Raw genomic sequence first — 23,356 nt, 5'->3', positions numbered from 1 at the left:
GACCCGGGGCCGGAGAGGTGCAAGCGCGATTGCGTCCGCACCCCCTTGGGTTTTGCCGCAAGCGGCCTATGATCGCGGGCATGACAGGACGCATCATCGAAACCCATGACGACGTGGCCGAAGGGGCGGCGCATCTCGCACGCGTCTGCCCGCGCATGGCGCAGGCCTATGCGCAGACCGGGGCCTTGCCTCTGCGGCGCAGCAAGGACGGGTTTACCCGGCTGTTGAGTGCGATCGTCAGCCAGCAGGTCAGCGTCGCCTCCGCGAATGCGATCTGGGGCCGGGTCGAGGCGGCGGGCTATGCCGATCCGCAGACGATTCGCGCCGTCAGCGACGACGATCTGCGCGCCGTGGGGCTGAGCCGTCAGAAGGCGCGCTATGCCCGGGCGCTGGCAGAGGCCGAGATCGACTATGCCGCGTTGCGCGATGCGCCGGATGACGAGGTGATCGCCACGCTGACGGAAGTTTCGGGCATCGGTGTGTGGACGGCGGAAATTTACGCGATGTTCAGCCTCGGGCGGGCGGATGTCTTCGCGCCGGGCGATCTGGCGTTGCAGGAGGCGGCGCGCATTCTCTACGATTTGCCGGAGCGGCCACGCCCGCGCGCCTTTCGCGAGATGTCGCTTGCGTGGTCGCCGTGGCGGTCGGTTGCGGCGCGGCTGCTCTGGGCCTATTACCGGGTAGCCAAGGACAGGGAAGGGATCAGATGACACGGGTATTGACGGCAGGCCGCAGGGAGCCCGTGTCGGGCGAGACCCGATCGGCGGTGGTGTTTTTGCACGGCTACGGGGCCAATGGCGCGGATTTGCTGGGGTTGGCGGACCCGTTGGGCGAGCATCTGCCCGATACGCTATTCGTGGCACCTGACGCGCCGGAGAGCATTCCGGGCATGCCGATGGGGCTGCAATGGTTTCCGATCCCGTGGATCGACAATTCCAGCGAGGAAGAGGCCGAGCGCGGATTGATCGCGGCGGCGCAGGATCTCGATGCGTTTCTCGATGCGCTGATGGTCGATGAAGACCTGCTGCCCGAACAGGTGGTGCTGTTCGGCTTTTCACAGGGCACGATGATGGCGCTGCATGTGGCACCGCGCCGCGAGGACGAGGTGGCGGGGATCGTGGCGTTTTCCGGCCGCTTGCTGTCGCCGGAACTGCTGGCCGACGAGACCCGCAGCCGCCCGCCGGTCCTGCTGGTGCATGGCGATGCCGATGACGTGGTGCGGGTGCAATCGTTGCCGGAGGCCGCCGAGGCCTTGCAGGAGGCGGGCTGGAAGGACGTCTATGCCCATATCATGAAGGGCACCGCGCATGGCATCGCACCCGACGGGTTGTCGGTGGCGCTCGCGTTCATGCGCGACAAGCTGGGCCTCTGAGGGCGGGGCCGCAAAATGCCCCGGCCGTGCCATATTGCGATCATCCGCGCGGGCTAGCGCGGGGCATGGATCAGACCTCGGGACATAGCAGAATATCGCATCGCGCGCTCTGGCTGGGTGCGCTGTTTGTCGCCGAGATGGCGGTGCTGGTCGCCGCCTTTCAGGTGTTCAGCGATATCGAATGCCGCGCCACGGCAGTCGAGACCGCCTGTCGCAGGTTGCGCTGGGTGGCGCTTTGGGTGGTCTGTGCGGCCTCGCTTCTGGGGGTGTATCTCTGGGCGCGGCCCGAGGCGCGAGCGGGCTTTGCCCGGATCACCGCCATGGCCCCCGGTGGCCGGGGCTGGGCGGTGCTGCACGGGGCCGGGATTCTGGTGACGTTGGCCCCGCTTGTTGTCGTCCCTGCCGCTGACATGAATCAGGTCTTTCACCGGGTCTTTCCGGTGCTCTGCACGGGGGCGGCCATGGCGGCGACGGGCGGGCTGTTCTGGCTGGCGCGGCCCGGGGCCTGGGCTGGCTGGCTGTCCGGGCGCGCGGCATCGGTGCTGGCGATCTGCGGGGTTGCGGCGGCGATCCCGGGCATTGTGGTGCTGGCCGGGCCGCTCTGGACGGTACAGGCGCTGACCGATGTGACCTTTATCGCGGTCTACCTGATGCTGCGGCTGTTCTCGGACATGGTGGTGGTCAATCCCGAGGCCTATATCATCGGCACGCAGGAGTTTCGCGTCGAGGTGGCGGAGACCTGTTCGGGGATCGAGGGTCTGGTGCTGATCACCGCCTTTCTGGCGCTCTATGCGGTGCTGTTTCGCGATGATCTTCGGTTGCGCCGGTTCGGGCTGGTGATCTGGCCGCTGGCGCTGCTGGTCAGCTGGATCTTCAATACCGTGCGGATCACTGCGCTGATCCTGATTGGCGCGCATGTCTCGCCCGAACTGGCGGTCAACGGATTTCACAGTTTTGCGGGCTGGATCATGTTCACCGGGCTGGCCGTTGGCGTGCTGGTTGTGGTCAATCGCAACCGCTATGCGCTTCAGCATGACGCCCGGCCCGAGGCGCGGCCCGCGCTGCCGCCGCTGGCGCAGGATGACGTGGCCGGGCGGATCGTGCCGTTCATCGTGTTCGCGCTGTCGGGGATGCTCGTGCAGGCGTTCTGGGCCGAGCCCGCGCTGGGGTATCCGTTGCAGGTGGGTTTGATGCTGGGGGCGCTCTGGTGGGCGCGGGCCACCGTGGCGCGTTATCTGGACTGGCCATCGCCGTTGTCGGTGCTGGCGGGGTTGGGGGTCGGTGTGGCGTGGATCGTGACGGCACCGCCCGCAGAGCCGGTGCCAGCCGCGCTGGCAGGGCTTGGGGCGGGGGCGTTTGCGCTATGGGCAGGCTTGCGCATCCTTGGCACGGTGGCACTGGTGCCGGTGATCGAGGAGTTAATCTTTCGCGGATATGTGCAGGCGCGGATCGACCGGGGCACGCCGCTGAGCCGGGTGGCCGCGATCACGGTTTCGGCTGGATTGTTCGCGCTGGTGCATGGTCGCTGGATCGAGGCGGCGCTGGCGGGGGTGGTGTTTTCGCTGCTCTACATGCGACATGGGCGGCTGGCTGATGCCACGGCCGCCCATGCGAGTGCGAATGCACTGATCGCTGCCGTCGCCCTTTGGAGGGGAGATTGGGCGCTGATCTGAGGGGGTAAGCCCTCAGCCCCGCGCGCGACGGCGGCGTTTGATTTCCCAGGTCAGGACAAGCGCGGCGAGCACGACGGCAATGGCCAGCGTGCCGCTTGCGGCGTCCATTTCCGGCACGGCTGATGCGGACCCGGTATCACCCCCGGATGTGCCGCCGCCGTAATAGCCGCCGAAAAACCAATTCCACATTGTGCCGTCCCCCAGGATAGATGTGCTTTAACGCTTACGCAGGTTGTTGCCTGAAAGTCGCCGCTTTTTCGCCACTTTTCAAGACCCTGAGTGCGATTGACCGCGAATTGTCAACGACACGGCAGTTTGGACGGGTATTGTTTCCACCCTGTTGCTCGCAATGCGGGCAAACCGGTCCGGTTGCGCCGATCTGGGCGCGTGCGGCGCAGAATCACTCGGCTGCGCGCAGCGGGGGCTTGGGGTCGCGTTCGTCCAGCACGCGTTTGAGGTCGTCGAGATGCGGGGCCTCGGTGGTCTCTTCCTCGACATAGCCGGGGCGGGGGGCACTTTCATCCGGCCAGACCAGTTCGGTGCCCGCCATGCGCCGGGCTGCGCGCTGCAGCGCCCAGTCGCGCGCGGCGCGGCTGGAGCGGCCCATCGACAGCATCGCCATCAGTCGCGCGCCCCAGAGCACGTAGGTCGTGGCCCAGACCCGCAGTGCCAGCATCGCCGGGGTGAAGATCAGCGTCAGCACCGTGGCGATGCCGAGGCCGAAGACCACCGCCGTCGCCAGTTGCTTCCACCAGAGCGCGGTGGGGCTGTTGAAGGCGTAGCCGCCATTGAAGAAATCGAGGCTGAGGCCGAACATCATCGGTGCCAGCCCCGCCATGGTGGTGATCGTCGTGAGCAGCACCGGGCGGATGCGATCCTGCGCCGTGCGGGTGATCGCGGAAATCCGCGGCATGTAGCGGGCATAGTCCTGATAGGTGTCGATCAGCTCGATATTGTTGTTCACCACGATGCCCGCCAGCGCCACGATGCCGGTGCCGGTCATGATGATCGAAAACGGCTGGTTCATCACCAGCATGCCGATCAGTACGCCAGCCGTGGACAGGACCACCGCAAGCAGCACCAGAACCGCGTTATAGACGCTGTTGAACTGTGCCAGCAGGATGATGAACATCAGGCCGAGCGCGCCGGCGAAAGCCTTTTGCAGGAAGGTGCCGGATTCCTCCTGATCCTCGGCGTCGCCGGTCCATTCGTAGCTGATCCCCGGCGGCACGACGCCCGATGAGAGCCACTCGGTCAGTTGTTCGATCCGTTCGTTGGCGGTGATCGGCACGGTGGTCTCGGCGCCGTCGGGGCCGGTCACGGTACGGGTCATCCCGTCCGCCACCGCCGCCTTGACGTCAAAGAAACGGGTCTGGTCGATGCGGTCGATCTGCGCCAGTTGCTGCACCGGTTTGCGGGTGATGAAGTTGGATAGCGGCACCAGCCCGTCCGGGGTGCGAACCTTGAGGCTGTCGAGGGTGGAGAGCACGCGGTTTTCCTCGGGCAGGCGCACGCGGATCTCGATCTCCTCGTCGCTGCTATCGACGCGCATCGTGTCGAGCAGGATGCCGCGGGTCACAAGCTGCACCATCGCGCCGACGATCGCCACATCCGCGCCGAAGCGGCCGGCCTTTTCGACATCGACGTCGATCTGCCAGTCGATGCCGGGCAGGGGCAGGGTATCTTCGATCTGGCGCAGGCCCGGGGTCTCGTCGAACTGCGCGCGGGCCTGTTCGGTGAAGGCCTGCAACGTCTGCCAGTCGTCGCCCTTGATGCGCAGGTGCACCGGCTTGGCCGAGGCGGGGCCGCGTGCCTGTGCGAGGATCTCGATCTTGATGCCGGGGATCTCTTCGAGTTGCCGGGTCAGGTCGGCGATCACCGCGTCGCCGTCAAAGTCGGGGGCGACCACGTGGCGGTTCACGGGAATGTCGAGCAGCGGAATGGTGAACCAGGTTTCCATCGTGCGCGGGCGATCCTCCCACGGGATGGTTTCAAGCTGTACCTGGCCGATGGTGTCGCGCGGCGGCTGCGCGCCGCCGGTGTTGTTGTCGAGCCCGCCATCCCCGGCAAAGGCGAAGGCGGTCTCGATGCCGGGATGGGCGCGCACGATATCCTCGACCTGCTTGACCAGCCGGTCCTTCTGGTCGATCGACAGGTTGCCGCGGCCGCGCACGTACACGATGGCCTGTTCGGGTTCGCTGTCGACGAAGAATTCGGTGCCGTTGTTGTTGTTCACGTAGAACATCAGCACCGAGCCCACGAGCACGAAGATCGCACCGAACGCCACCAGCGGCATCACCGGGTTGCCGGTGATCGCGTGGATCACCCAGCCGAAGGCGGAGCGGCGATAGCCCGCGCGCACCCGCGTGCGGCGGCGGGGCATCAGGGCGCGGCCGATGGCGCGCAGCAGGTTGCCACAGCGGCGCGGGATCGCCATCAGCCCCAGAAGCGTGGTCAGAACGCTGGCCACGCCGACCCCGATCAGCGCCACGACCCCCAGAAGCAGGCTAAAGACCGTGGCCAGCACCGGCATGACCGAGCCGAGGATGTCGTCGCTGTCCATGCCGGAGAATTCCGCCGTCACCTGATCGAACAGCACCGGCGCGGCTTGCCCTGCGAGATAGACCGCCGCGAGCGCCAGCGGAAAGAGCAGGATATGCCAGAGCCAGAAGCCGCCCGCGATCTGGTCGATCCGGTCGTTGAACCACCGCTCGAGCCGCCCGGTGACGCCGCCGAGAACCGGCAGGTACACCAGCGCCACCAGCAGCGAGGCGGAGAGCACGAAAATCAGCGTGACCGGCAGCATCCCCATGAACTGCCCCGGCACGCCGGGCCAGAACAGCATCGGCAGGAAGGCGCAGAGCGTGGTGGCGGTGGAACTGACCACCGGCCAGAACATCCGCTTGGCAGCCCCGACATAGGCATGCATCGGGCCTTCGCCCTCGGCGATGCGCTTGTCGGCGTATTCGACCACGACGATGGCACCGTCGACCAGCATGCCGACGGCGAGAATAAGCCCGAACATGACGATATTCGAGATCGCCACGCCCATCACAGCGAGCAGGGCAAAGCACAAGAGGAAGGAGGTCGGGATCGCGAAGCCCACCAGCAGCGCCGGGCGGATGCCGAGGGCGGCCAGCGTGACGATCATCACAAGCGCGATGGCGGTGAGCACCGAGCCTTCAAGCTGGCTGACCATCGAGGCCACGGTGCGCGACTGATCGTTCGATGTGCCGACATTGACCGCGACCTGCAGTTCCTCGGGCCAGCGGGTTTCGGCCTCGGCCACCACCTCGCGCACCAGATCTGCGGTGTCGATGATGTTGAAGCCCTTGCGCTTGACCACCTGCAGCGCGACCGTCGTCTCACCGTTGAAGCGCGCGGTGCCGATCCGGTCCTCGAAGGTTAGGTTGATCGTGGCCAGATCCCCCAAGCGCACAATCCGGTCGCCATTGGTCTTGATCGGCAACTCGTAGATATCGCGGGTTTCCTCGAAGGAGGAGGGGATCTTGACCGCGAAGGTGCCCTGCGCGTTGTCGACCTCGCCTGCCGGTATCAGCTGGTTGTTGTTGCGCACCACCTCGACGAATTCGTTCACGGTGACGTTGTAGGCTTCGAGGCGGAGCGGGTCGATGACCACCTCGACCATCTCGTCGCGGTTGCCCGCGATGCCCGCCTCGAGCACCGGTTCCAGCCCTTCGAGCGTGTCCTGAAGGTCCTTGGCCAGACGCGACATGGTGCGTTCCGGCACCGGGCCCGAGAGGTTGACGATGATGATCGGGAATTCGCTGAAATTCACCTCGTTGATGGTGTATTTCTCGAACCCGTCGGGAAACTCGGCCTCGGCGGCATCCATCGCGTCGCGCACATCGGCGAGGATCTTGGTCTTGTCCCAGCCGAATTCGAATTCGAGCGCGACGCCGCCGAAATTCTCGGCCGCGGTGCCGGTCATTTCCTTGAGCCCGTCGAGATCGCTGAGTTCGGTCTCCATCGGCTTGACCAGCAGTTTCTCGCTGTCCTCGGCAGAGATGCCGGGGAAGGGCACGGTGATGAAGAGCGCGGGGATCTCGATATCGGGCTCGCCCTCCTTGGGCAGGCCCATATACGAGAGCGTGCCCGCAAGGATCGACAACACGATGAAGGCCAGCACCATCCGCGCCCGGGCGGCGGCCCAGTCGACGATGCCGGTCATTGGCCAAGCTCCTGATAGGACGGGCGCACCGGCACGCCGTCGCCCACGTATTCCTGTCCGATCACGATTACGTCGGCGGTCTCGGGCAGGCCGGTGAGCCAGACGCCGTTGGGCGTGTCGCGCAACACCGTCACCGGCATGAACTGCGCACGGGTTTCTGTATCCACCACGCGCAGGCCAAGCGTGCCCTCGTCATTGAGGGTGAGCGCCGATTGCGGCAGCAGATGCGCGGCCTTGCCTTCGGCGCTGATCCTGATCTCGGCGGTTTCGCCGTCGCGCAGGCCGAGGTCGGGATTGGGCACGCGCACCTCGACCCGGAAGGTGCGGGTGGTGTCGTCTGCGGAGCGGGACAGAAAGCTGACCGTGCCCTCGACCTCGCTGCCGGAGGTGGTGCGCGCGGTGGCAGGGGCACCTTGAACGACCCGGGCGACCTGCATTTCAGACACGAACCCCACCAGCGTGATCGGGTCGAGTTGCAGCACCGTGGCGCAGAGCGCGCCAGGTTGCAGCAGGCTGCCGATTTCTGCGGTATCGGTTTCCAGCACTCCGGCAAAGGGCGCGGTGATGCTCAGCCGGTCGATTTCCTTTTCGGCGCTGGCCACGGCGGCGCGGGCGGATTCGATCCCGGCGCGGGCGGCCTCGAGCCCCGAGGTGGCCGATTGCACTGCGGCCTGCGCGGAACTGACGGCGGCGCGGGTGGAGGCGACGCGGGTCTGCGAGGCGAAACCGTCGGTCACGAGGTTTTCGGCGGCGTTGCGGTTGATCTCGGCCTCTTCGAGTTGCGCGCGGGCCTCTTCGACGCGGGCCTCGGCCTCGGGGACGCGGGTCTTGGCCTCGGAGAGCCGCGCGCGGGCCTCTTGCAGCGTGGCCTGACGGGCCGCCGGATCAAGGCGGCACAGTTCGTCGCCCTGATCGACGAAGGCCCCCTTGCGCAGCGGCTCGGAGATCACGAGGCCGGAGGTTTCGGCGCGCAGTTCGACGATACGGTCGGCCTCGGTGCGGCCCCGGACGATCACGGCGCTGTCCACCTCGCGGGCCTTTGAGCGTTGCACGACGACGCGCATCGTCTCGGTCTGCGATTGCGCCGATTCGCCGGTGTTGGCCTCGGTTTCGGGGGTCTCGGCGCTCTGCGCTGCGGTTTGTGGAAGCAGGGCGAGCAGCCGGTCACGCTCGAACACGAATGCATAGATCAGCCCGGAGACCAGCACGGCGATCAGAATGGGAACCAGGCGCATGTGTGAACTTTCAGGACTTGTGACAACGGTCGGCACGCCAAACGGCGCACCGCCGAGCTATAAGACGGATACGCTGAACTGACCGGTTCAGATTAATCTTTTCCGCGCGTCACTGCAAGCGTCACACATGGCGCCGCACCGCCGCCCCTTGGCAGGGGGCGGGCTTCGGGTTAAGAGGAGCGGAAATTTCGCAAAGGGGCGACGGCGTGAGCGACACCGACAGTTTCATCGAGGAAGTCACCGAAGAGGTGCGGCGCGACCGGTTGTTCCGGCTGATGCGGCGCTATGGCTGGATCGCCATTCTGGCGATTCTGCTTTTGGTGGGCGGGGCCGCGTGGAACGAATGGCGCAAGGCGCAGGCGCGCGACACGGCGCAGGCGTTCGGCGACAGTATCCTGTCGGCACTGTCGGCTGAGGACCGTGCGGCGCGGGCGGCGGCGCTGGCCAATGTCGATGCGCCGAACCCGGAGGCCGCTGCGGTTGTGGACCTGCTGGCCGCGGCCGAGGGCGCAGATCAGGACCCGGAGGCTGCGGCGGCGCGCCTGCTGGACATCGCCGACCGGGATGCCACCCTGCCGGTCTATCGTCAGATCGCCACGCTCAAGGCGGTGACACTGCCGGGATCGGGGCTGAGCGTCGAGGACCGTCGCACGCGGCTTGAGGGGATGGTGTCGGAGGGCGGCGTCGTGCGCCTTCTGGCCGAAGAGCAATTGGCGCTGCTCGCGCTCGAAACCGGGGATCGGGCGGCCGCGCTCGAAGCCCTGACGCGGATCGCGGTGGATGCCGAAGCCACACCGGGCTTGCGTCGGCGCGTCACACAAGTGATTGTGGCACTGGGAGAAGAGCCGCCGGACACACCGATGGCCGATCCCGATACAGCGACCGTGCTGCAAGAATAAGCGCGGCATCACGGGGCAGGCGGCAAGAGGCGACAAGTGAGGGCGATGCAGTGACGGCGAAGACGGTATTTTTCGGGCTGGCGGCGGCCCTTGCCCTGACGGCCTGTTCCAAGGATGAGCCGATCCTGAGCGGCGAGCGCGAAGGCATTCGCGAGGTGCTGCAAAGCGAGGTGCGCCGCGCTCAGGCCGAGGAAACCCCTGAAAACCAGGTGATGGCGGTCACGCTCCCGGCGGCGGTGAACAATGCCGAGTGGACGCAGCGCATCGGCACGCCCTCGACCCGGGTGGCGCATCCGGCGCTCTCGGTGGCTCCGTCGCTGGCCTGGTCGGTGAATATCGGTTCGGGCGACGGGCACCGCGTGCGGATCACCGCCGATCCGGTGGTGGCGGGCGGGCGCGTGTTCACGCTCGATGCCGAGGCGCAGGTCGCGGCGGTGTCGACCAGCGGATCGCTGCTGTGGACCACCGATCTCACGCCGCCGAATGATCGCTCGGACCATGCCAGCGGTGGCGGGCTCGCATTTGGCGATGGCAAGCTCTTTGTGTCCTCGGGATTTGGCGTGCTGAGCGCGCTTGACCCTGAAACCGGGGCGACGCTTTGGTCGCAGGACCTTGGCTCGCCCGGGACGGCGACGCCGACGGTTTATGACGGGCGGGTCTATGTGGTGGCGGGCGACGATGTGGCCTGGGTGCTTGACACCGCGACGGGCCGGGTCGAGTGGCAGTTGAGCGCGACGCCGGACATTCACAACGTTCTGGGCGGCCCGGCGCCGGCGCTGACCGAGAAATATGCCGTGCTGGCCTTTGGTGCGGGCGAATTGCAGGGCGCGTTCCGCAAGGGTGGCTTGCGGCTCTGGGATGCGCAGGTTGCGGGGCAACGCTCTGGCGTGGCAAGCGCGCAGGTGCTGGATATCACCGGCGATCCGGTGGTGGTCGGCGACCGCGTTTACACCGGCAGCCATGCCGGCCGCATGGTGGCGCTGCGGCTGGGCAGCGGCAAGCGCATCTGGACGGCCAACGAGGGCCCGCTCAACCCGGTCTGGCCTGCGAGCGACTCGCTCTTCATGGTTACGGACCGCAACGAGCTGGTGCGGCTCGCGGCGCAGGACGGCACCCGCATCTGGAGTCAAGCCCTGCCGCTCTTTGACGCACGCAAGCCGCGCAAGCAGGCGCAGATCGTCGGACATTTCGGTCCGATCATCGCGGGCGGGCAGCTGGTCCTTGCCTCGGGCGACGGGCGGCTGCGGTTCTTCGATCCGGCCTCGGGGCAGATGATCCGCAGCGTCGATCTGCCGGGCGGTGCCACGTCCAATCCGGTGGTTGCGGGCGGCACGCTCTACGTCGTGTCGAAAAAGGGTCAGTTGCTGGCTTTCCGTTGACCGCGCGATCCTGTATCAGACCGGCTTGACGCCGGAGCGGAGCCTGATCCATGTCTTTCACCCTCGCCATCGTGGGACGCCCCAATGTGGGCAAGTCCACGCTATTCAACCGCCTTGTGGGCAAGCGCCTGGCGCTGGTCGATGACCAGCCCGGCGTGACGCGCGATCTGCGCGAGGGGGCGGCCCGGCTGGGCGATCTGCGCTTTACCGTGGTCGACACGGCGGGGCTGGAGGATGCCACCGATGACAGCCTTGAAGGCCGGATGCGGCGACTGACCGAGCGGGCGGTGGAGATGGCCGATGTCTGCCTCTTCGTGATCGACGCGCGCACCGGAGTGACGCCGGTGGATGAAATCTTTGCCGAAATCCTGCGCAAGCGGTCGGATCACGTGATCCTTGCGGCGAACAAGGCCGAGGGCTCTGCCGCCGATGCCGGGGTGATCGAGGCCTGGGGGCTGGGGCTGGGCGAACCCATTCGCCTCTCGGCGGAGCACGGCGAGGGGCTGAATGATCTTTATGCGCAGTTGCAGCCGCTGGCCGATGCCTATGAGGAACGCGCCGAGGCGGATGCCCCGGTCACCGATATCGAGGTGAACGAGGAGGGTGAGACGCCCGCGCAGTACGATCATACGCCGACCAAGGCGCGGCCCTTGCAGGTGGCAGTGGTGGGGCGGCCAAATGCCGGAAAATCCACCCTGATCAACACGATACTGGGTGAAGAGCGCTTGCTGACCGGCCCCGAGGCGGGGATCACCCGCGATGCGATCTCGCTCGCGCTCGACTGGGATGGGTTGCCGGTGCGGATTTTCGACACGGCTGGCATGCGCAAGAAGGCGCGGGTTCAGGACAAGCTGGAAAAGCTGTCGGTGTCGGACGGGCTGCGGGCGGTGAAATTCGCCGTGGTGGTGGTGGTTCTGCTCGATGCCGCCATTCCCTTCGAGCAGCAGGATCTGCGGATCGCCGATCTGGCCGAGCGCGAGGGGCGCGCGGTGGTGGTGGCGGTCAACAAATGGGACGTGGAGCCCGAGAAGCAGCAGAAGCTGCGCGAGTTGCGCGAGGCGTTCGAGCGGCTTTTACCGCAGCTGCGCGGCGCACCGCTGGTGACGGTCTCGGCCAAGACCGGAAAGGGTCTCGACCGGCTGCGCGCGGCGGTGGAAAAGGCGCATGAGGTCTGGAACCGGCGGATCACCACGGCGCATCTCAATCGCTGGCTGGTGGGCATGCTGGAGCAGCACCCGCCACCCGCGCCGGGCGGGCGCCGGATCAAGCTGCGCTACATGACGCAGGCCAAGACGCGGCCCCCCGGTTTCGTGGTGATGTGCAGCCATCCCGAAAAGCTGCCGGAAAGCTATACGCGCTATTTGGTCAATGGGTTGCGCGAGGATTTCGACATGCCGGGAACGCCGGTGCGCCTCTATATGCGCAGCCAGTCGGACAAGAACCCCTACAAGGCCAAGAAGAAGCCGGGCCCGTCGAGCCTGCGCAAGCACATCTCGGGGCGGTCGTCGAAATAGGGGGTGGGTGCGTTAGGGCCTGAAACGGACATTGATTGACCGGTAGAAGGTGCCGCGCGGTCGCAAAGCCGGGGACTGGCGATCGCGCGGCACCTTCGGTGCGTTTCGCGCGAGGTGCGACAACGGCAGCTAAAGGCCACCATCGCTCCCCCTAGACCACACGCTCCCTGCGCCACAGGGCATATCCGGTCCTGGCCGTGATCAGCACCGCACCGCCTGCCGCCAATCCGAGCGTCAGGGCGCTGCCGTCGTCCATGTTCTGCACCACCACCCCGATCAGGGCCCAGATCACGCCCGCCGCGTAGGTGAGCGCGCCGGGCCGCAGCGTCAGGACCGCCGCTGCAATTACCAGGGCCAGCGCCAATGCCACGACCGCGGCCGCCACCTCCGGCAGCCAGCCATAGCCGCCCAGCACCAGCCCGACCGACACTGAACTCGCCGCCGTGAGCCATCCGGCATAGAGCCCGACCGGCCCGGACAGCCATCCGCCATCACGGTGCGGCGCGCGCAATAGCGCCAGCAGCGCCGTGACCAGCATCGCCCAGATCATCACCGTGGCCCAGGGCACCGAGGTATTGGCGACCGGGATCCACGCGGCCCCCACCAGCAGGCTGGCCACCAGCGGCCCGCGCATCCGTGACCAGCCTGCATCCTGCCTGCGCGCGATCACGCCGAACACCGCGCCTAGGATGAGCCAGAGATAGATCACCCCCCAAAGCGCAAAGGCATAGCCCGCAGGCTGCACTGCCGGGTTGTCCTGCGGCACGGGAAACTGATCGGGGCTGAACCCGTTGAAGCCGTCGCCGAGAAACGGTGAGGCGGCGAAACCGAGTGCAGCGGCGAGATGGGCGAAAGCGAGAAACCGGATCATGCCCCTTCCATCGTCCGCGCGCCGCGCGGCGTCAATCCCCATGCGCGCCGAAAAAACGGCGCCGCCCCTTGCATTGCATCACGAGAAGTTCAAATCTTGGACGGTAAAAGGTTGATATCCCTTTGACAAAGGAGGCTGCCATGACCACCGCCACAGACCAGTCGCTGCGCGCATTTCTCAAGCCCTATACGGCCAAGAGCGATCTGCGGGGCGGGCTGTCCTTCGCAGGGACGCTGATGGTTTATGCGGCGGCGCTGATCGGTGCGGGGCTGCTGGTGGGGCAGGGCGCATGGCTACTTGCGCCGCCGCTGGTGCTGCTTCTGGCCTTTGCGACGGTGCGGCTTTACGTCTTGCAGCATGATTGCGGGCATTATTCGCTTTTTGCGACGCGCTGGCTGAACGATGTGGCGGGGCATGTTCTGTCGGTGTTTTCGCTGACGCCGTTCCGGGTCATGCAATACAATCACAACCTTCATCACGCCTATCTCGGTAATCTCGATCACCGCGAGACGACCGAGGTCTATACCATGACCCTGAGCGAATGGCAGGCCGCCCCGTGGCACCGGCGGCTGTGGTACCGGATTTACCGCAACCCGGTGGTGATGCTGTCACTGGGCGGCATCGTCACCTATTTCTTTGCCTATCGCTGGCCGCGCAACACGGGCCGGGTTGGGGCGTGGGGTGTGATCGCGCATAACGCGGTGCTGGCGGGGTTCGTGGCGCTGGTCTGGGCCACGCTCGGCTGGCCGGGTGTCGGTGTGCTGGGGCTGAGTGCGGTGATCGCCGGGGTGATCGGGGTATTTCTGGTCTATCTTCAGCACAATTTCGAAGAGACCTATTGGGACCGCAAGCCCGATCTGGATTTTCGCAAGGCGACGCTGGAGGGGTCGAGTTCGCTTGATCTCGGCTGGCTATGGGATCTGGGCACCGGCAATATCGCCTATCACGACCTGCATCACTACAACCCGGGTATCCCGTCCTACAACCTCCGGCGTTGCCAGAACGCATTGCCGGATCATCTGAAGTATCACGATGTGATCCGCTGGCCCGAGGCGCTTGCCAGTTTCCGTCTCAAGCTCTGGGACGAAGAGGCCGGGCGGCTGGTGCCGTTCCCGGCCGCGCGCAGGCGGCGCCCGGTTGCGCGCGTCACTGCATCCTGAGCGCCCCGTCGAGGCGGATCACCTCGCCGTTGAGATAGCCGCATTCGACGATGAACCGCGCCAGCCGGGCATATTCCGCCGGGTCGCCCAAGCGCTTGGGAAAGGTCACCTCGGCGGCGAGGCTGTCCTGCACGTCCTGCGGCAGCCCGCGCATCATCGGGGTGGCGAAGATGCCGGGGGCGATCGCCATGACGCGAATCCCCTCGCGTGCCAGATCGCGCGCCATGGGCAACGACAGCCCGACAATTCCGCCCTTGGAGGCGGCATAGGCCGCCTGTCCCTTTTGCCCGTCAAAGGCGGCGATGGAGGCGGTGTTGATGATCACGCCGCGCGCGCCGTCGGCATCGGGTGCATTTTCGGCCATCGCGGCGGCGGCGAGGCGGGCGACGTTGAACGTGCCCACGAGGTTGATGTCGATGGTGCGGCGGAAGGCGTCGAGCGGGTGCGGCCCGTCGCGGCCCAGCACCTTGGCCCCGGTGGCGATGCCGGCGCAGTTCACCGCCGCGGTGATCCGTCCCATGTTGGCCTTGGCCGTGGCGATGGCGGCACTGACCGACGCCTCGTCGGTCACGTCGGTCTCGGCAAACCCCGCGCCGATCTCTTCGGCCACGGCGTGCCCGCGCTCGGTATCCCGGTCAAGCAGCGTGACCTGCGCGCCCGCCTTGCGAAACTGCCGCGCCGTTGCCTCGCCCAGCCCCGAGGCCCCGCCCGTGATGATCGCCGCCGTGTCCTCGATACGCATGCCGCTCTCCTGCGATTAAATGAACATATGTTCAGATACCGTCTGCGTGCCGATCTGTCAAAGCCCCGGTTTCTTTATGGCATAAATACTCATAGTCACCGTTCACTCCGTGCGCTGCCGCAGCCGGGTGATCACCCCAAGGGCCACGACCGTCAGCAAGATGCGGTAGATGTGGTGCAGGGTGACGAAGGCCGGGTTGGCCTGCAGGCTGAGCGCCACCAGCGCCATTTCGGTGACGCCGCCGGGGGCGAGGCTGATCACCAGCACGTCCACCGGCTCATTCGTCATGCGCTGCAGCAGCGCCGCCAGCCCGACGCCAATCGCCAGCATGCCGCCCACCGACACCAGCGCCAGCCCCGCGCCGCGCAGCAAGAGCCCCCGGCTCAGCCCGGTGAAGCGCATGCCGAGCGCGGTGCCCAGCACCATCTGCGCAAGGTTCACCAGCCATTGCGGGATGTCGAAACTGAGCCAGCCGGTCAGTGACAGCAGTGCGGCCACCGCCATCGGCCCGGTCATCTGCCCGGCGGGCAGGCGCAGGGCGTGGCCCAGAGCCAGCCCGGCCAGCCCCGCCAGCGCAACCAGCGGCAGGTCGGACCATGGCACATCGCCGCGCGCGAGGCTTTGGCCCGCCGCGCTGCCCACAGGCGCGCCCAGCCAGAGCGACAGGCCCAGGGGCAGCAGCGTCACCACCACGATGATCCGCAGGAACTGTTGCATCATCAGCCGGGTCATGTCGGCGCCCGCCGCCTCGCCCATCTCGATGCTCTCGTATAGCCCGCCGGGGGTGCTGGCGTAAAAGGCGGTGGTGCTGTCATAGCCGCCCAAGGTGCGGAAGACCGCGTAGCCCAGCCCATGTGCCAGCCCCACGAAGAGCGTGACCGCGCCAAGCGTCAGCGCGTAGTGATGCGCCTCGGTGAAAAGCGCGGGCGTCACCTGCGATCCGATCATCAGCCCGATGATCGCGATGAACACCAGCCGCAGCCAGGTGGGAAAGCGGTAGCCCTGCGGCAGGTGCCGGGGCAGGGCGGTCGCGATCAGTGCAGAACAGGCCAATGGCCCCAGCATGAACGGCAGCGGGGTGCCGATGGCCTGCGCGGCAAACCCGGCAAGACCCGAGAGCGCGAGCAGCGCGAGAGTGGTCAGGATATGCGGCATAACCGTCTTGAACCACCCCGCGCGGGCGGGGGCAAGGGGCTCAGGCGAAGGTCACGTGCTTGTCGAACGGCATTTCGCGCAGGCGGGTGCCGGTGGCAGCGAAGATCGCGTTGGCGAGTGCTGCCGGAGCCGGGGGCACGGGTGGCTCGCCGATGCCACGGATCTTGTCGGCGGTCTCAAGCCCGCGCAGCTCGATTTCGGGGCATTGGTAGAGGCGCATGCCCTGATACTGGTCGAAATTGCGCTGCTCTGCCGCGCCTCTCGCATAGGTGATCTGGCAGTTCATCGCGTGACCCAGGCCGAAGATCACGCCGCCCTTGACCAGCCCGTCGAAATTCACCGGGTCGATGATACGGCCGACATCGGCGGCGACGTAGACGCGGGTGAGGCGAATGCCGTCCTCGGTGTCGCTGACCTCCACCACCTGTGCGCAGGGCACCCCGAAGGACAGGCAATAGGCGACGCCGCGCCCCTGACCGGGGGCCATGGTGCTGCCCCAGTTCGACATCTCGCCCACCGCCTCCAGCACCGCGCGCGAGGGGGCGTGATTGCACAGGCGCAGGCGTTCTTCCAGCGGGTCGGCCCCGGCGGCGTGAATGAGCTCGTCTAGCAGGCAGTCGTGGAAGAAGCCGTTGGACGAGGCGCCAACCGAGCGCCAGCTTGAGATCGGGGCGAGTTCCGGCGCGCGGTAGCCGGTGACGCGGTAATCGGTGATGGCGAAGGGCTGATCCCATGCGCCTGCCACGATTTGCAGGTCGGGCCCCGGCGCGGGGATGGTCTGGCGGCCCATCTGCGACGAGAGCACCGAAGGCATGGCGATGCCCAGGTCATAGGCGGTGACGTGGCCGTTCTCGACCCGACCGCGCCCGCGCGCCATGGCGATCTGGCGGGGGAAGTCATGCGCCATGTCCTCTTCGCGCGAATAGGTCAGCTTCACCGGGCGGCCCGGCATCTCCATGGCTATGTGGGTGGCATGGCGGACCACTTCATCCTCCAGCCGGTGCCCGAAACTGCCGCCGATCATCTCCGCGTGGACATGGATGCGGTCGCGGTCGAGCCCGGTGATCCGGGCGACATTGGTCTCGATGAAACGCGGCACCTGTGTGCCGGTCCAGATATCCACGCGCTCGGGCGTGTAGCGCACGGTGGCGTTGAGCGGCTCCAGCGGGGCGTGGGCGAGATAGGGCGCGCGGTATTCGACCTCGATATCTGTGCCGCCCGCCAGTGCGGCCTCGACATCGCCCTCGTCGCGGAACTGGCTGTCCTGTGCGTCGCTCGTGAAGCTGTCTGACAGTGCCTGCCAGTGGTCGGCCATCCCGGCGGGGTAGGGTGCTGTGGCCCAGTCGCAGGTGATCGCCTCTGCGGCGCGGATCGCGCGCCATGTGTTGTCGGCGATCACCGCGATACCGCCGGGGATTTCGATGATTTTCTGCACGCCGCGCATGGTCTCGGCCTCTGACGCGTCATAGCTGGCGAGGGCTGCACCCTGACCGGGGTTCAGGCGGATCGCGGCGTGCAGCATGTCGGGCAGGTCGATATCGATGCCATAACCCTGCGTGCCGGTGGATTTCGCCACGATATCAATGCGCTGCATCGGTTTACCGAGCAATCGCCACTCTGAGGGATCGCGCAAGGTGACATCTGTGACCGGCTCGGTCTGCGGGGCCTCTGATGCAAGGCTCTGGTAGCTGAGCCGTGTGCCGTCGGGCAGGATCACCGCGCCGGTCTCGGTGCTGAGGGCCGACCGCTCCACCCCGTGCAGCCGTGCGGCCGTGGCCTTGAGCGTCTCGCGCGCCACCGCCCCGGCATGGCGCAGTTTGTCATAGCCATCGGGCACCGTGGTCGAGCCGCCGGTGATCTGCATGCCGAGGAATTTCATCGGCGCGTCGGCGAGGTCGCGCACAGTCTCGGCCATCCAGCTGTCATCGGTGGCGCGGAAGGGCACGGCGTCGCCTGCAAGGGCGGTGTTGTAATAGGCCGGGCTGGGCGGGCCGAAATCGGTCTTGATCTGGTCGATAGAGACATCCAGTTCCTCGGCAATCAGCGCCGCCTGCACCGAGACCGCACCTTGCCCCTTGTCGGCACGGGGGGTGATCAGGGTGATCGCGTCGGAGGTGATCCGCACGTAAGGCGTCAGCGCCGCCGCCCCTTCGGGCAGGTCGGCAAGGAGCGGGTTGGTATAGGGTGTCTTGTAGCGCCAGACACCGAAGGCGACGCCGCCTGCGATGGCGACCGAGCCGATGAGAAAGCTGCGGCGGGCGATGGTTTTCACGCGTCCCATCTCAGGCCCCCTCGCTCATGGACTTGGCGGCGGCCTTGATCGCGGCGCGGATGCGCGGATAGGTGCCGCAGCGACAGAGATTGCCGGACATGGCGTCGTCGATTTCCTGATCGGTCGGGGCGGGGGTCTCTGCCAGCAGGCTGGCGGCCTGCATGATCTGACCGGACTGGCAGTAGCCGCATTGCGCAACCTGCGCGTCGATCCAGGCCGCCTGTACCGGGTGCGGGGCGTCGGGCGTGCCGAGCCCCTCGATCGTGGTCACCGGGCCCCAGACATCGCCGACGGCCACCTGGCAGGAGCGCACGGCCTCGCCGTCGATATGCACCGTGCAGGCCCCGCATTGCGCGATGCCGCAGCCGTATTTCGGCCCCTTGATCCCCAACACGTCGCGCAGGGCCCAGAGCAGCGGCATCTCGGGCTCCAGATCATCGAGGGAGTGGTCGGCGCCGTTGACATTGAGTTGCATGAGGCAGGCTCCTTTCGCGCGGGGGCTGTGGCGGAAGATAAACCGTTCGGTTCAGGTGTAAAGCGGGATTTGGGGAGGAGTGGTCTGGAGCGGACTTTGGTAGTGAGCCGCGCATCGCCGTGCCGGGGGGCGGCCCGGCGATGCGCGGCGGGCTTCGCCCTTGATTCCGCGCAGGGGCACAACGGCAACGGCAGACCCAGGCCAGAACCCGCCCGCACGGCATGGCAATGCCACCCAGTCAGATCGGCAGGTACGCGACCGTCTCGCCTGCCTCGCGCGCCGGGTCATGCGGCGGGCGCACCAAGAGTGCGTCGGAATGGGCGAGAATGCTGAGCAGCGAGCTGTCCTGCTTGTCCTCGGCGATGAGGCCCTGATCGGTGAGGCGCGCGCGCATGTAATGCTCGCGCGGGCCGTTGGCGGGCAGGGGGGCGGCCAGCACCGTCTCCCGGCGCGGTGCGGGGCCTGCGCCCAGACCCAGCATCTTGTCGATCATCGGTGCGACAAAGACGTGACCGCAGACCATCGCCGAGACCGGATTGCCCGGCAGGCCGACCATCGCGGCCCCGCCCATGCGCCCCGCCATCAGCGGCTTGCCCGGACGCATCGCGACCTTGTAAAAGGCGCGGTCCATGCCGAGATCGCCCGCCACGCGACCCACCAGATCGTGATCGCCGACCGAGGCCCCGCCGATGGTGATGATCAGGTCCGCGCCCTCGGCCAGTGCAAAGGCGGTGGTGAGCGAGGCCACGGTATCGCGGGCAATCGGCAGGATGCGCGCCCGCGCGCCGCGCGCCTCCAGCAGAGCCTTGAGGCCGAAGGTGTTGGAGGCGATGATCTGATCGGGGCCGGGGGCCTCGCCGGGCATGACCAACTCGTCCCCGGTCGAGATCAGCGCCACCTGTGGTTTGCGCCGCACCGGCACCGACGCGATGTTCATCGAGGCCATGAGCGCGATATCGGCGGGGCGCAGCGCGCGCGGGGCGGTAATGCTCTGACCCTCGCGGAAATCGCAGCCAAGAGGGCGGATATGGTCCTTGGTGCCGAGATCTGCGCCTAGGGTGATGGTGTCGCCGTCGCGCGTCACGTCCTCCTGAATGATGACCCGGGTCGCGCCTTCGGGCAGCGGCGCGCCGGTGAAGATGCGCACCGCCTCGCCCGTGCCGACAGCGCGGCCAAAGCCATGCCCTGCCGCCGCCTCGCCGATGACGGTGAACTGCGCACCGGGTGTGGCCTCATCGCCGCGCAAGGCGTAGCCATCCATTGCCGAGGCGGAAAAGGGCGGCTGATCGCGCCGTGCGGTGACGTCGCGCGCGAGGATGCGGCCTGCGGCCTCGGCCAGTGGCACCTCTTCGATTTCAAGCGGCTCGACGAGGGCGAAAAGATGCGAGAGGGCGGCGTCTACCGTGATCATTGCGCCTGATACCGGCCTGATTTTCCACCATCTTTCAGGATCACGCGAATGGCGCCGATTTCCATGGCGCGGTCGACCGCCTTGGCCATGTCATAGACCGTGAGCGCGGCCACCGAGACCGCCGTCAGCGCCTCCATCTCGACGCCGGTCTGCCCGGTGGTCTTGACCGTGCCCTCGATCCGCACACCGGGCAGGTCGGGGTCAAGCGTCAGCTCCACCGCCACCTTGGTGACGGGAAGCGGGTGGCAGAGCGGGATCAGGTCGGGCGTCTTCTTGGCCCCCATGATGCCCGCAAGCCGTGCGACCGACAGAACGTCACCCTTCTTGGCGCGGCCTTCTGCAATGATATCATAGGTTTCGCGGGCCATCTTGATGTGCCCTTCCGCGACGGCCACGCGCGCGGTCACGTCCTTGTCGGACACGTCGACCATATGGGCGTGGCCCTGGCCGTCGAAATGCGTCAGATCGCTCATCAGACGCCGCCTGCCTTCATGGGGTTGGCCAGAAGATCGCGGGTGGCCTGTGCGACGTCATCGGCGCGCATCAGGGTCTCGCCGATGAGGAAGCTGCGCGCGCCGTAGCGGGCCATCTCGGCCAGATCGTCGGGGGTGGACAGCCCGCTTTCGCTGACGATCAGACCGTCGGGCGCGACGAATTTCGCCAGCTTGCGGGTGGTGTCGAGCGAGGTTTCGAAGGTGTTGAGATCGCGGTTGTTGATGCCGATCATGTTGGAATTGAGCGTGTGCGCGCGGTCAAGTTCCTCGCGGTTATGCACCTCGATAAGCGCGTCCATGCCCCAGCGGGTGGCGGCTTCTTCCAGTTCCAGGGCCTGCGCGTCCGAGACGCTGGCCATGATGATCAGGATGCAATCTGCCCCCCAGGCGCGCGCCTCGGCGACCTGGTAGGGGTCATACATGAAATCCTTGCGCAGCACCGGCAGATCACAGGCGGCACGGGCCTGCCCGAGATATTCGGGCGCGCCCTGGAAACTGGGCGTGTCGGTCAGCACCGAGAGACAGGTGGCCCCGCCACTCGCGTAGGCCTCTGCCAGGGCGGCGGGGTCGAAGTCTTCACGGATGAGGCCCTTGGAGGGGCTGGCCTTCTTGATCTCGGCGATGAGGCCATAGCCGGTCTTGCTGGCCTGCAAAAGCGCGTCGCCAAAGGGGCGCACCGGGGGGGCGTCGCCGGCCTCGGCCTCGATCTCGTCCTGCGGGCGGGCGGCCTTGGCGGCGGCGATCTCCTCCAGCTTGTAGGTCTTGATCTTGTCGAGGATGGTGGGGGTGGTCATGCGGCCTCCGATGTGAGTTTCGCCAGAGCGGTGAGTTTCGCGCGCGCGGCCCCGCTGTCGATGCTTTCTGCGGCCATGGCGACGCCTGCGCGCAGATCGGGCGCGCGTCCCGCGACGGTGAGTGCGGCCGAGGCGTTGAGCAGAACTGCGTCGCGATAGGCGCCGGGCGCGCCGTCGAGCAGCGCGCGCAGCGCGCGGCCGTTTTCCTCGGGTGTGCCACCAAGGATGGCCTCGAACGGATGCACGGGCAAGCCGAAATCCTCGGGGTGCAGTTCGACCTCGCGGATGCTGCCGTCTTCCTCAAGGGCGGCGACCCAGGTGAGGCCGGTGATCGTCATCTCGTCGGTGCCGTCGGAGCCATGCACCAGCCAGGCGCGCTCTGACCCCAATTGCCCAAGCGTTTCGGCCATGGGCCGGATCAGATCGCGCGAGAATGCGCCGGTCAGTTGACGCTTGACGCCTGCCGGGTTGGTCAGCGGCCCGAGGATGTTGAAGATCGTGCGGGTGCCCAGTTCCGCGCGCACCGGGCCGACATGGGCCATGGCGGGGTGATGCATCGGCGCCATCATGAAGGCGATGCCGACCTGCGTGAGCGCGCGTTCCACCACTTCGACGCCGACCATCACGTTGAGGCCGAGTTGGCCGAGCGCATCCGCCGCGCCGGATTTGGAACTGAGGTTGCGGTTGCCATGCTTGGCCACCGGCACGCCCGCGCCTGCCACGACGATGGCGGTCGCGGTCGAGATGTTGAGCGTGCCTTTGCCGTCGCCGCCGGTGCCGACGATGTCCATCGCACCCTGCGGTGCGCGGACCTTGTTGCATTTGGCGCGCATCACGGCGGCGGCGGCGGCGTATTCGTCCACCGTCTCGCCCCGCGTGCGCAGGGCCATCAGGAAACCGCCGGTCTGCGCCGGGGTCGCCTCGCCCTCAAAGAGGATCTGGAATGCGGCTTCGGCCTCTTTGCGGCTGAGCGCGCGGTCGGCGGCGGCCCCGATCAGGGGTTTCAGCCGGTCGCTCATGCCGGAACCTGCATCAGGTTCAGGAAATTCTGCAAGAGCTTGTGACCGTGCTGCGAGGCGATCGATTCGGGGTGGAACTGCACGCCGTGGATCGGCAACTCGCGATGTTGCAGGCCCATGATCGTGCCGTCCTCAAGCTCTGCCGTGATTTCCAGACATTCGGGCAGGCTGTCGCGCTCCACCACCAGCGAGTGATAGCGCGTCGCCTCGAAGGGTGAGGGCAGACCGGCGAAGACGCCTTTTGCGGAGTGCTGGATATGGCCCATCTTGCCATGCACGATTTCGGAATGGCGGATCACACGGCCGCCGAAGGCCTGCCCGATGGTCTGATGCCCAAGGCACACGCCAAGCAGCGGAATCCCCGCCTCTGCGGCGGCCAGGGTGAGCGGCAGGCAGATGCCCGCCTGATCCGGGTCGCAGGGGCCGGGCGAGAGCAGGATACCGGCGGGGCGCATCGCAATCGCCTCCTGCACATTGAGCGCATCGTTGCGCATCACGCGGGTTTCGGCCCCCAATTCGCCCACGTAATGGACGAGATTGTAGGTGAAACTGTCATAGTTATCGATCAACAGCAGCATTTGCGCCTGTCCTCTTGCAAAGGGGGCTGGAGGCCGAGGGCCCGGTCGCGGTATACTTGTTCAGGCTTGCGCGGCACCGTCAAGGGGCGCTAGGCCGGTAATAAGGTAAAACAGGCGGATA

Annotated in this window: 20 protein-coding genes; 7 read left to right on the top strand and 13 right to left on the bottom strand. The window is 66.9% G+C overall.

Features of this window, described 5'->3' with window-relative positions:
- Window positions 1-80 precede the first annotated feature (80 nt).
- The 3 genes from RID11_RS08610 to xrtE all read left to right on the top strand — a co-directional run bounded on the left by RID11_RS08610 (window position 81) and on the right by xrtE (window position 3,045).
- On the top strand, window positions 81-710 hold the full coding sequence (locus tag RID11_RS08610; RefSeq protein ID WP_350137639.1) for a DNA-3-methyladenine glycosylase family protein: 630 nt from the start codon (window positions 81-83) through the stop codon (window positions 708-710).
- Window positions 707-1,372, top strand: a complete 666-nt coding sequence (locus tag RID11_RS08605) for an alpha/beta hydrolase (RefSeq protein ID WP_350137636.1) — start codon at window positions 707-709, stop codon at window positions 1,370-1,372. Before RID11_RS08610 ends, RID11_RS08605 begins: the two co-directional genes overlap by 4 nt.
- Before the next feature lie 65 nt (window positions 1,373-1,437).
- Window positions 1,438-3,045, top strand: a complete 1,608-nt coding sequence (xrtE, locus tag RID11_RS08600) for an exosortase E/protease, VPEID-CTERM system (RefSeq protein ID WP_350137632.1) — start codon at window positions 1,438-1,440, stop codon at window positions 3,043-3,045.
- A gap of 12 nt (window positions 3,046-3,057) precedes the next feature.
- Here the strand turns inward: xrtE and RID11_RS08595 are convergent, their stop codons facing one another.
- The 3 genes from RID11_RS08595 to RID11_RS08585 form a co-directional block, all read right to left on the bottom strand.
- Entirely contained in the window at window positions 3,058-3,234 is a 177-nt protein-coding gene (locus RID11_RS08595; protein WP_082237580.1) for a VPEID-CTERM sorting domain-containing protein, read from the bottom strand.
- Between the two features lie 211 nt (window positions 3,235-3,445).
- Window positions 3,446-7,237, bottom strand: coding sequence for an efflux RND transporter permease subunit (locus tag RID11_RS08590; protein WP_350137629.1), 3,792 nt, complete (start codon window positions 7,235-7,237; stop codon window positions 3,446-3,448).
- Window positions 7,234-8,472 (bottom strand): efflux RND transporter periplasmic adaptor subunit, encoded by a 1,239-nt coding sequence (locus tag RID11_RS08585; protein WP_350137626.1) that lies wholly within the window; start codon window positions 8,470-8,472, stop codon window positions 7,234-7,236. Before RID11_RS08585 ends, RID11_RS08590 begins: the two co-directional genes overlap by 4 nt.
- Before the next feature lie 206 nt (window positions 8,473-8,678).
- Here RID11_RS08585 and RID11_RS08580 point away from each other — a divergent pair, with 206 nt between their 5' ends.
- The 3 genes from RID11_RS08580 to der are packed head-to-tail and all read left to right on the top strand — an operon-like array spanning window position 8,679 to window position 12,264.
- Window positions 8,679-9,371 carry a tetratricopeptide repeat protein gene (locus tag RID11_RS08580; RefSeq protein ID WP_350137623.1) on the top strand — a complete coding sequence of 231 codons (693 nt, stop codon included), beginning with the start codon at window positions 8,679-8,681 and terminating at the stop codon, window positions 9,369-9,371.
- Between the two features lie 50 nt (window positions 9,372-9,421).
- On the top strand, window positions 9,422-10,750 hold the full coding sequence (locus RID11_RS08575; RefSeq protein WP_350137621.1) for a PQQ-like beta-propeller repeat protein: 1,329 nt from the start codon (window positions 9,422-9,424) through the stop codon (window positions 10,748-10,750).
- A 50-nt stretch (window positions 10,751-10,800) separates the two neighbouring features.
- Window positions 10,801-12,264 carry a ribosome biogenesis GTPase Der gene (gene der, locus RID11_RS08570; protein WP_350137619.1) on the top strand — a complete coding sequence of 488 codons (1,464 nt, stop codon included), beginning with the start codon at window positions 10,801-10,803 and terminating at the stop codon, window positions 12,262-12,264.
- A gap of 151 nt (window positions 12,265-12,415) precedes the next feature.
- On the opposite strand, the gene RID11_RS08565 is transcribed toward der, so the two are convergent.
- Window positions 12,416-13,135, bottom strand: a complete 720-nt coding sequence (locus RID11_RS08565; RefSeq protein ID WP_350137617.1) for a TspO-related membrane protein — start codon at window positions 13,133-13,135, stop codon at window positions 12,416-12,418.
- Between the two features lie 140 nt (window positions 13,136-13,275).
- Between RID11_RS08565 and RID11_RS08560 the strand changes: the two genes are divergently transcribed.
- Complete coding sequence (locus tag RID11_RS08560) at window positions 13,276-14,295, top strand: fatty acid desaturase (protein ID WP_350137615.1); 1,020 nt, start codon at window positions 13,276-13,278, stop codon at window positions 14,293-14,295.
- Here RID11_RS08560 and RID11_RS08555 read toward each other — a convergent pair.
- From RID11_RS08555 to RID11_RS08515, 9 genes are all read right to left on the bottom strand, one after another.
- Entirely contained in the window at window positions 14,282-15,037 is a 756-nt protein-coding gene (locus RID11_RS08555) for an SDR family NAD(P)-dependent oxidoreductase (RefSeq protein WP_350137613.1), read from the bottom strand. The genes RID11_RS08560 and RID11_RS08555 overlap by 14 nt on opposite strands.
- Window positions 15,038-15,139: 102 nt before the next feature.
- A complete protein-coding gene (locus RID11_RS08550; protein ID WP_350137609.1) occupies window positions 15,140-16,192 on the bottom strand; it encodes an AbrB family transcriptional regulator in 1,053 nt (350 codons plus the stop codon).
- 40 nt (window positions 16,193-16,232) lie between these two features.
- Window positions 16,233-18,473 (bottom strand): xanthine dehydrogenase family protein molybdopterin-binding subunit, encoded by a 2,241-nt coding sequence (locus tag RID11_RS08545; protein WP_350137606.1) that lies wholly within the window; start codon window positions 18,471-18,473, stop codon window positions 16,233-16,235.
- Between the two features lies 1 nt (window position 18,474).
- The gene (locus tag RID11_RS08540) at window positions 18,475-18,939 is read right to left on the bottom strand and encodes a (2Fe-2S)-binding protein (RefSeq protein ID WP_350137604.1); all 465 of its coding nucleotides are present in this window, start codon (window positions 18,937-18,939) and stop codon (window positions 18,475-18,477) included.
- Between the two features lie 238 nt (window positions 18,940-19,177).
- Window positions 19,178-20,350, bottom strand: a complete 1,173-nt coding sequence (locus RID11_RS08535) for a molybdopterin molybdotransferase MoeA (protein WP_350137602.1) — start codon at window positions 20,348-20,350, stop codon at window positions 19,178-19,180.
- Window positions 20,347-20,823 (bottom strand): cyclic pyranopterin monophosphate synthase MoaC, encoded by a 477-nt coding sequence (gene moaC, locus RID11_RS08530; RefSeq protein WP_350137599.1) that lies wholly within the window; start codon window positions 20,821-20,823, stop codon window positions 20,347-20,349. Before moaC ends, RID11_RS08535 begins: the two co-directional genes overlap by 4 nt.
- Window positions 20,823-21,638 (bottom strand): indole-3-glycerol phosphate synthase TrpC, encoded by an 816-nt coding sequence (trpC, locus tag RID11_RS08525; protein WP_350137596.1) that lies wholly within the window; start codon window positions 21,636-21,638, stop codon window positions 20,823-20,825. Before trpC ends, moaC begins: the two co-directional genes overlap by 1 nt.
- Window positions 21,635-22,657 carry an anthranilate phosphoribosyltransferase gene (gene trpD / locus RID11_RS08520; RefSeq protein WP_350137592.1) on the bottom strand — a complete coding sequence of 341 codons (1,023 nt, stop codon included), beginning with the start codon at window positions 22,655-22,657 and terminating at the stop codon, window positions 21,635-21,637. Before trpD ends, trpC begins: the two co-directional genes overlap by 4 nt.
- Window positions 22,654-23,235 carry an anthranilate synthase component II gene (locus RID11_RS08515; protein ID WP_350137590.1) on the bottom strand — a complete coding sequence of 194 codons (582 nt, stop codon included), beginning with the start codon at window positions 23,233-23,235 and terminating at the stop codon, window positions 22,654-22,656. Before RID11_RS08515 ends, trpD begins: the two co-directional genes overlap by 4 nt.
- Between the last annotated feature and the right edge of the window lie 121 nt (window positions 23,236-23,356).

This window comes from Roseovarius sp. (assembly GCF_040219995.1).
In the GTDB taxonomy this organism is placed as follows: Bacteria; Pseudomonadota; Alphaproteobacteria; order Rhodobacterales; family Rhodobacteraceae; genus Roseovarius.
Note: the sequence above shows the minus strand (reverse complement) of the source record. Positions and strands in the feature narration are given on the sequence as shown.

Coding starts and splice junctions, on each gene's coding strand:
- RID11_RS08610 (WP_350137639.1), top strand. CDS start 81: ATGACAGGACGCATCATCGAAACCCATGACGACGTGGCCGAAGGGGCG.
- RID11_RS08605 (WP_350137636.1), top strand. CDS start 707: ATGACACGGGTATTGACGGCAGGCCGCAGGGAGCCCGTGTCGGGCGAG.
- xrtE (WP_350137632.1), top strand. CDS start 1,438: ATGGATCAGACCTCGGGACATAGCAGAATATCGCATCGCGCGCTCTGG.
- RID11_RS08595 (WP_082237580.1), bottom strand. CDS start 3,234: ATGTGGAATTGGTTTTTCGGCGGCTATTACGGCGGCGGCACATCCGGG.
- RID11_RS08590 (WP_350137629.1), bottom strand. CDS start 7,237: ATGACCGGCATCGTCGACTGGGCCGCCGCCCGGGCGCGGATGGTGCTG.
- RID11_RS08585 (WP_350137626.1), bottom strand. CDS start 8,472: ATGCGCCTGGTTCCCATTCTGATCGCCGTGCTGGTCTCCGGGCTGATC.
- der (WP_350137619.1), top strand. CDS start 10,801: ATGTCTTTCACCCTCGCCATCGTGGGACGCCCCAATGTGGGCAAGTCC.
- RID11_RS08565 (WP_350137617.1), bottom strand. CDS start 13,135: ATGATCCGGTTTCTCGCTTTCGCCCATCTCGCCGCTGCACTCGGTTTC.
- RID11_RS08560 (WP_350137615.1), top strand. CDS start 13,276: ATGACCACCGCCACAGACCAGTCGCTGCGCGCATTTCTCAAGCCCTAT.
- RID11_RS08555 (WP_350137613.1), bottom strand. CDS start 15,037: ATGCGTATCGAGGACACGGCGGCGATCATCACGGGCGGGGCCTCGGGG.
- RID11_RS08550 (WP_350137609.1), bottom strand. CDS start 16,192: ATGCCGCATATCCTGACCACTCTCGCGCTGCTCGCGCTCTCGGGTCTT.
- RID11_RS08545 (WP_350137606.1), bottom strand. CDS start 18,473: ATGGGACGCGTGAAAACCATCGCCCGCCGCAGCTTTCTCATCGGCTCG.
- RID11_RS08540 (WP_350137604.1), bottom strand. CDS start 18,939: ATGCAACTCAATGTCAACGGCGCCGACCACTCCCTCGATGATCTGGAG.
- RID11_RS08535 (WP_350137602.1), bottom strand. CDS start 20,350: ATGATCACGGTAGACGCCGCCCTCTCGCATCTTTTCGCCCTCGTCGAG.
- moaC (WP_350137599.1), bottom strand. CDS start 20,823: ATGAGCGATCTGACGCATTTCGACGGCCAGGGCCACGCCCATATGGTC.
- trpC (WP_350137596.1), bottom strand. CDS start 21,638: ATGACCACCCCCACCATCCTCGACAAGATCAAGACCTACAAGCTGGAG.
- trpD (WP_350137592.1), bottom strand. CDS start 22,657: ATGAGCGACCGGCTGAAACCCCTGATCGGGGCCGCCGCCGACCGCGCG.
- RID11_RS08515 (WP_350137590.1), bottom strand. CDS start 23,235: ATGCTGCTGTTGATCGATAACTATGACAGTTTCACCTACAATCTCGTC.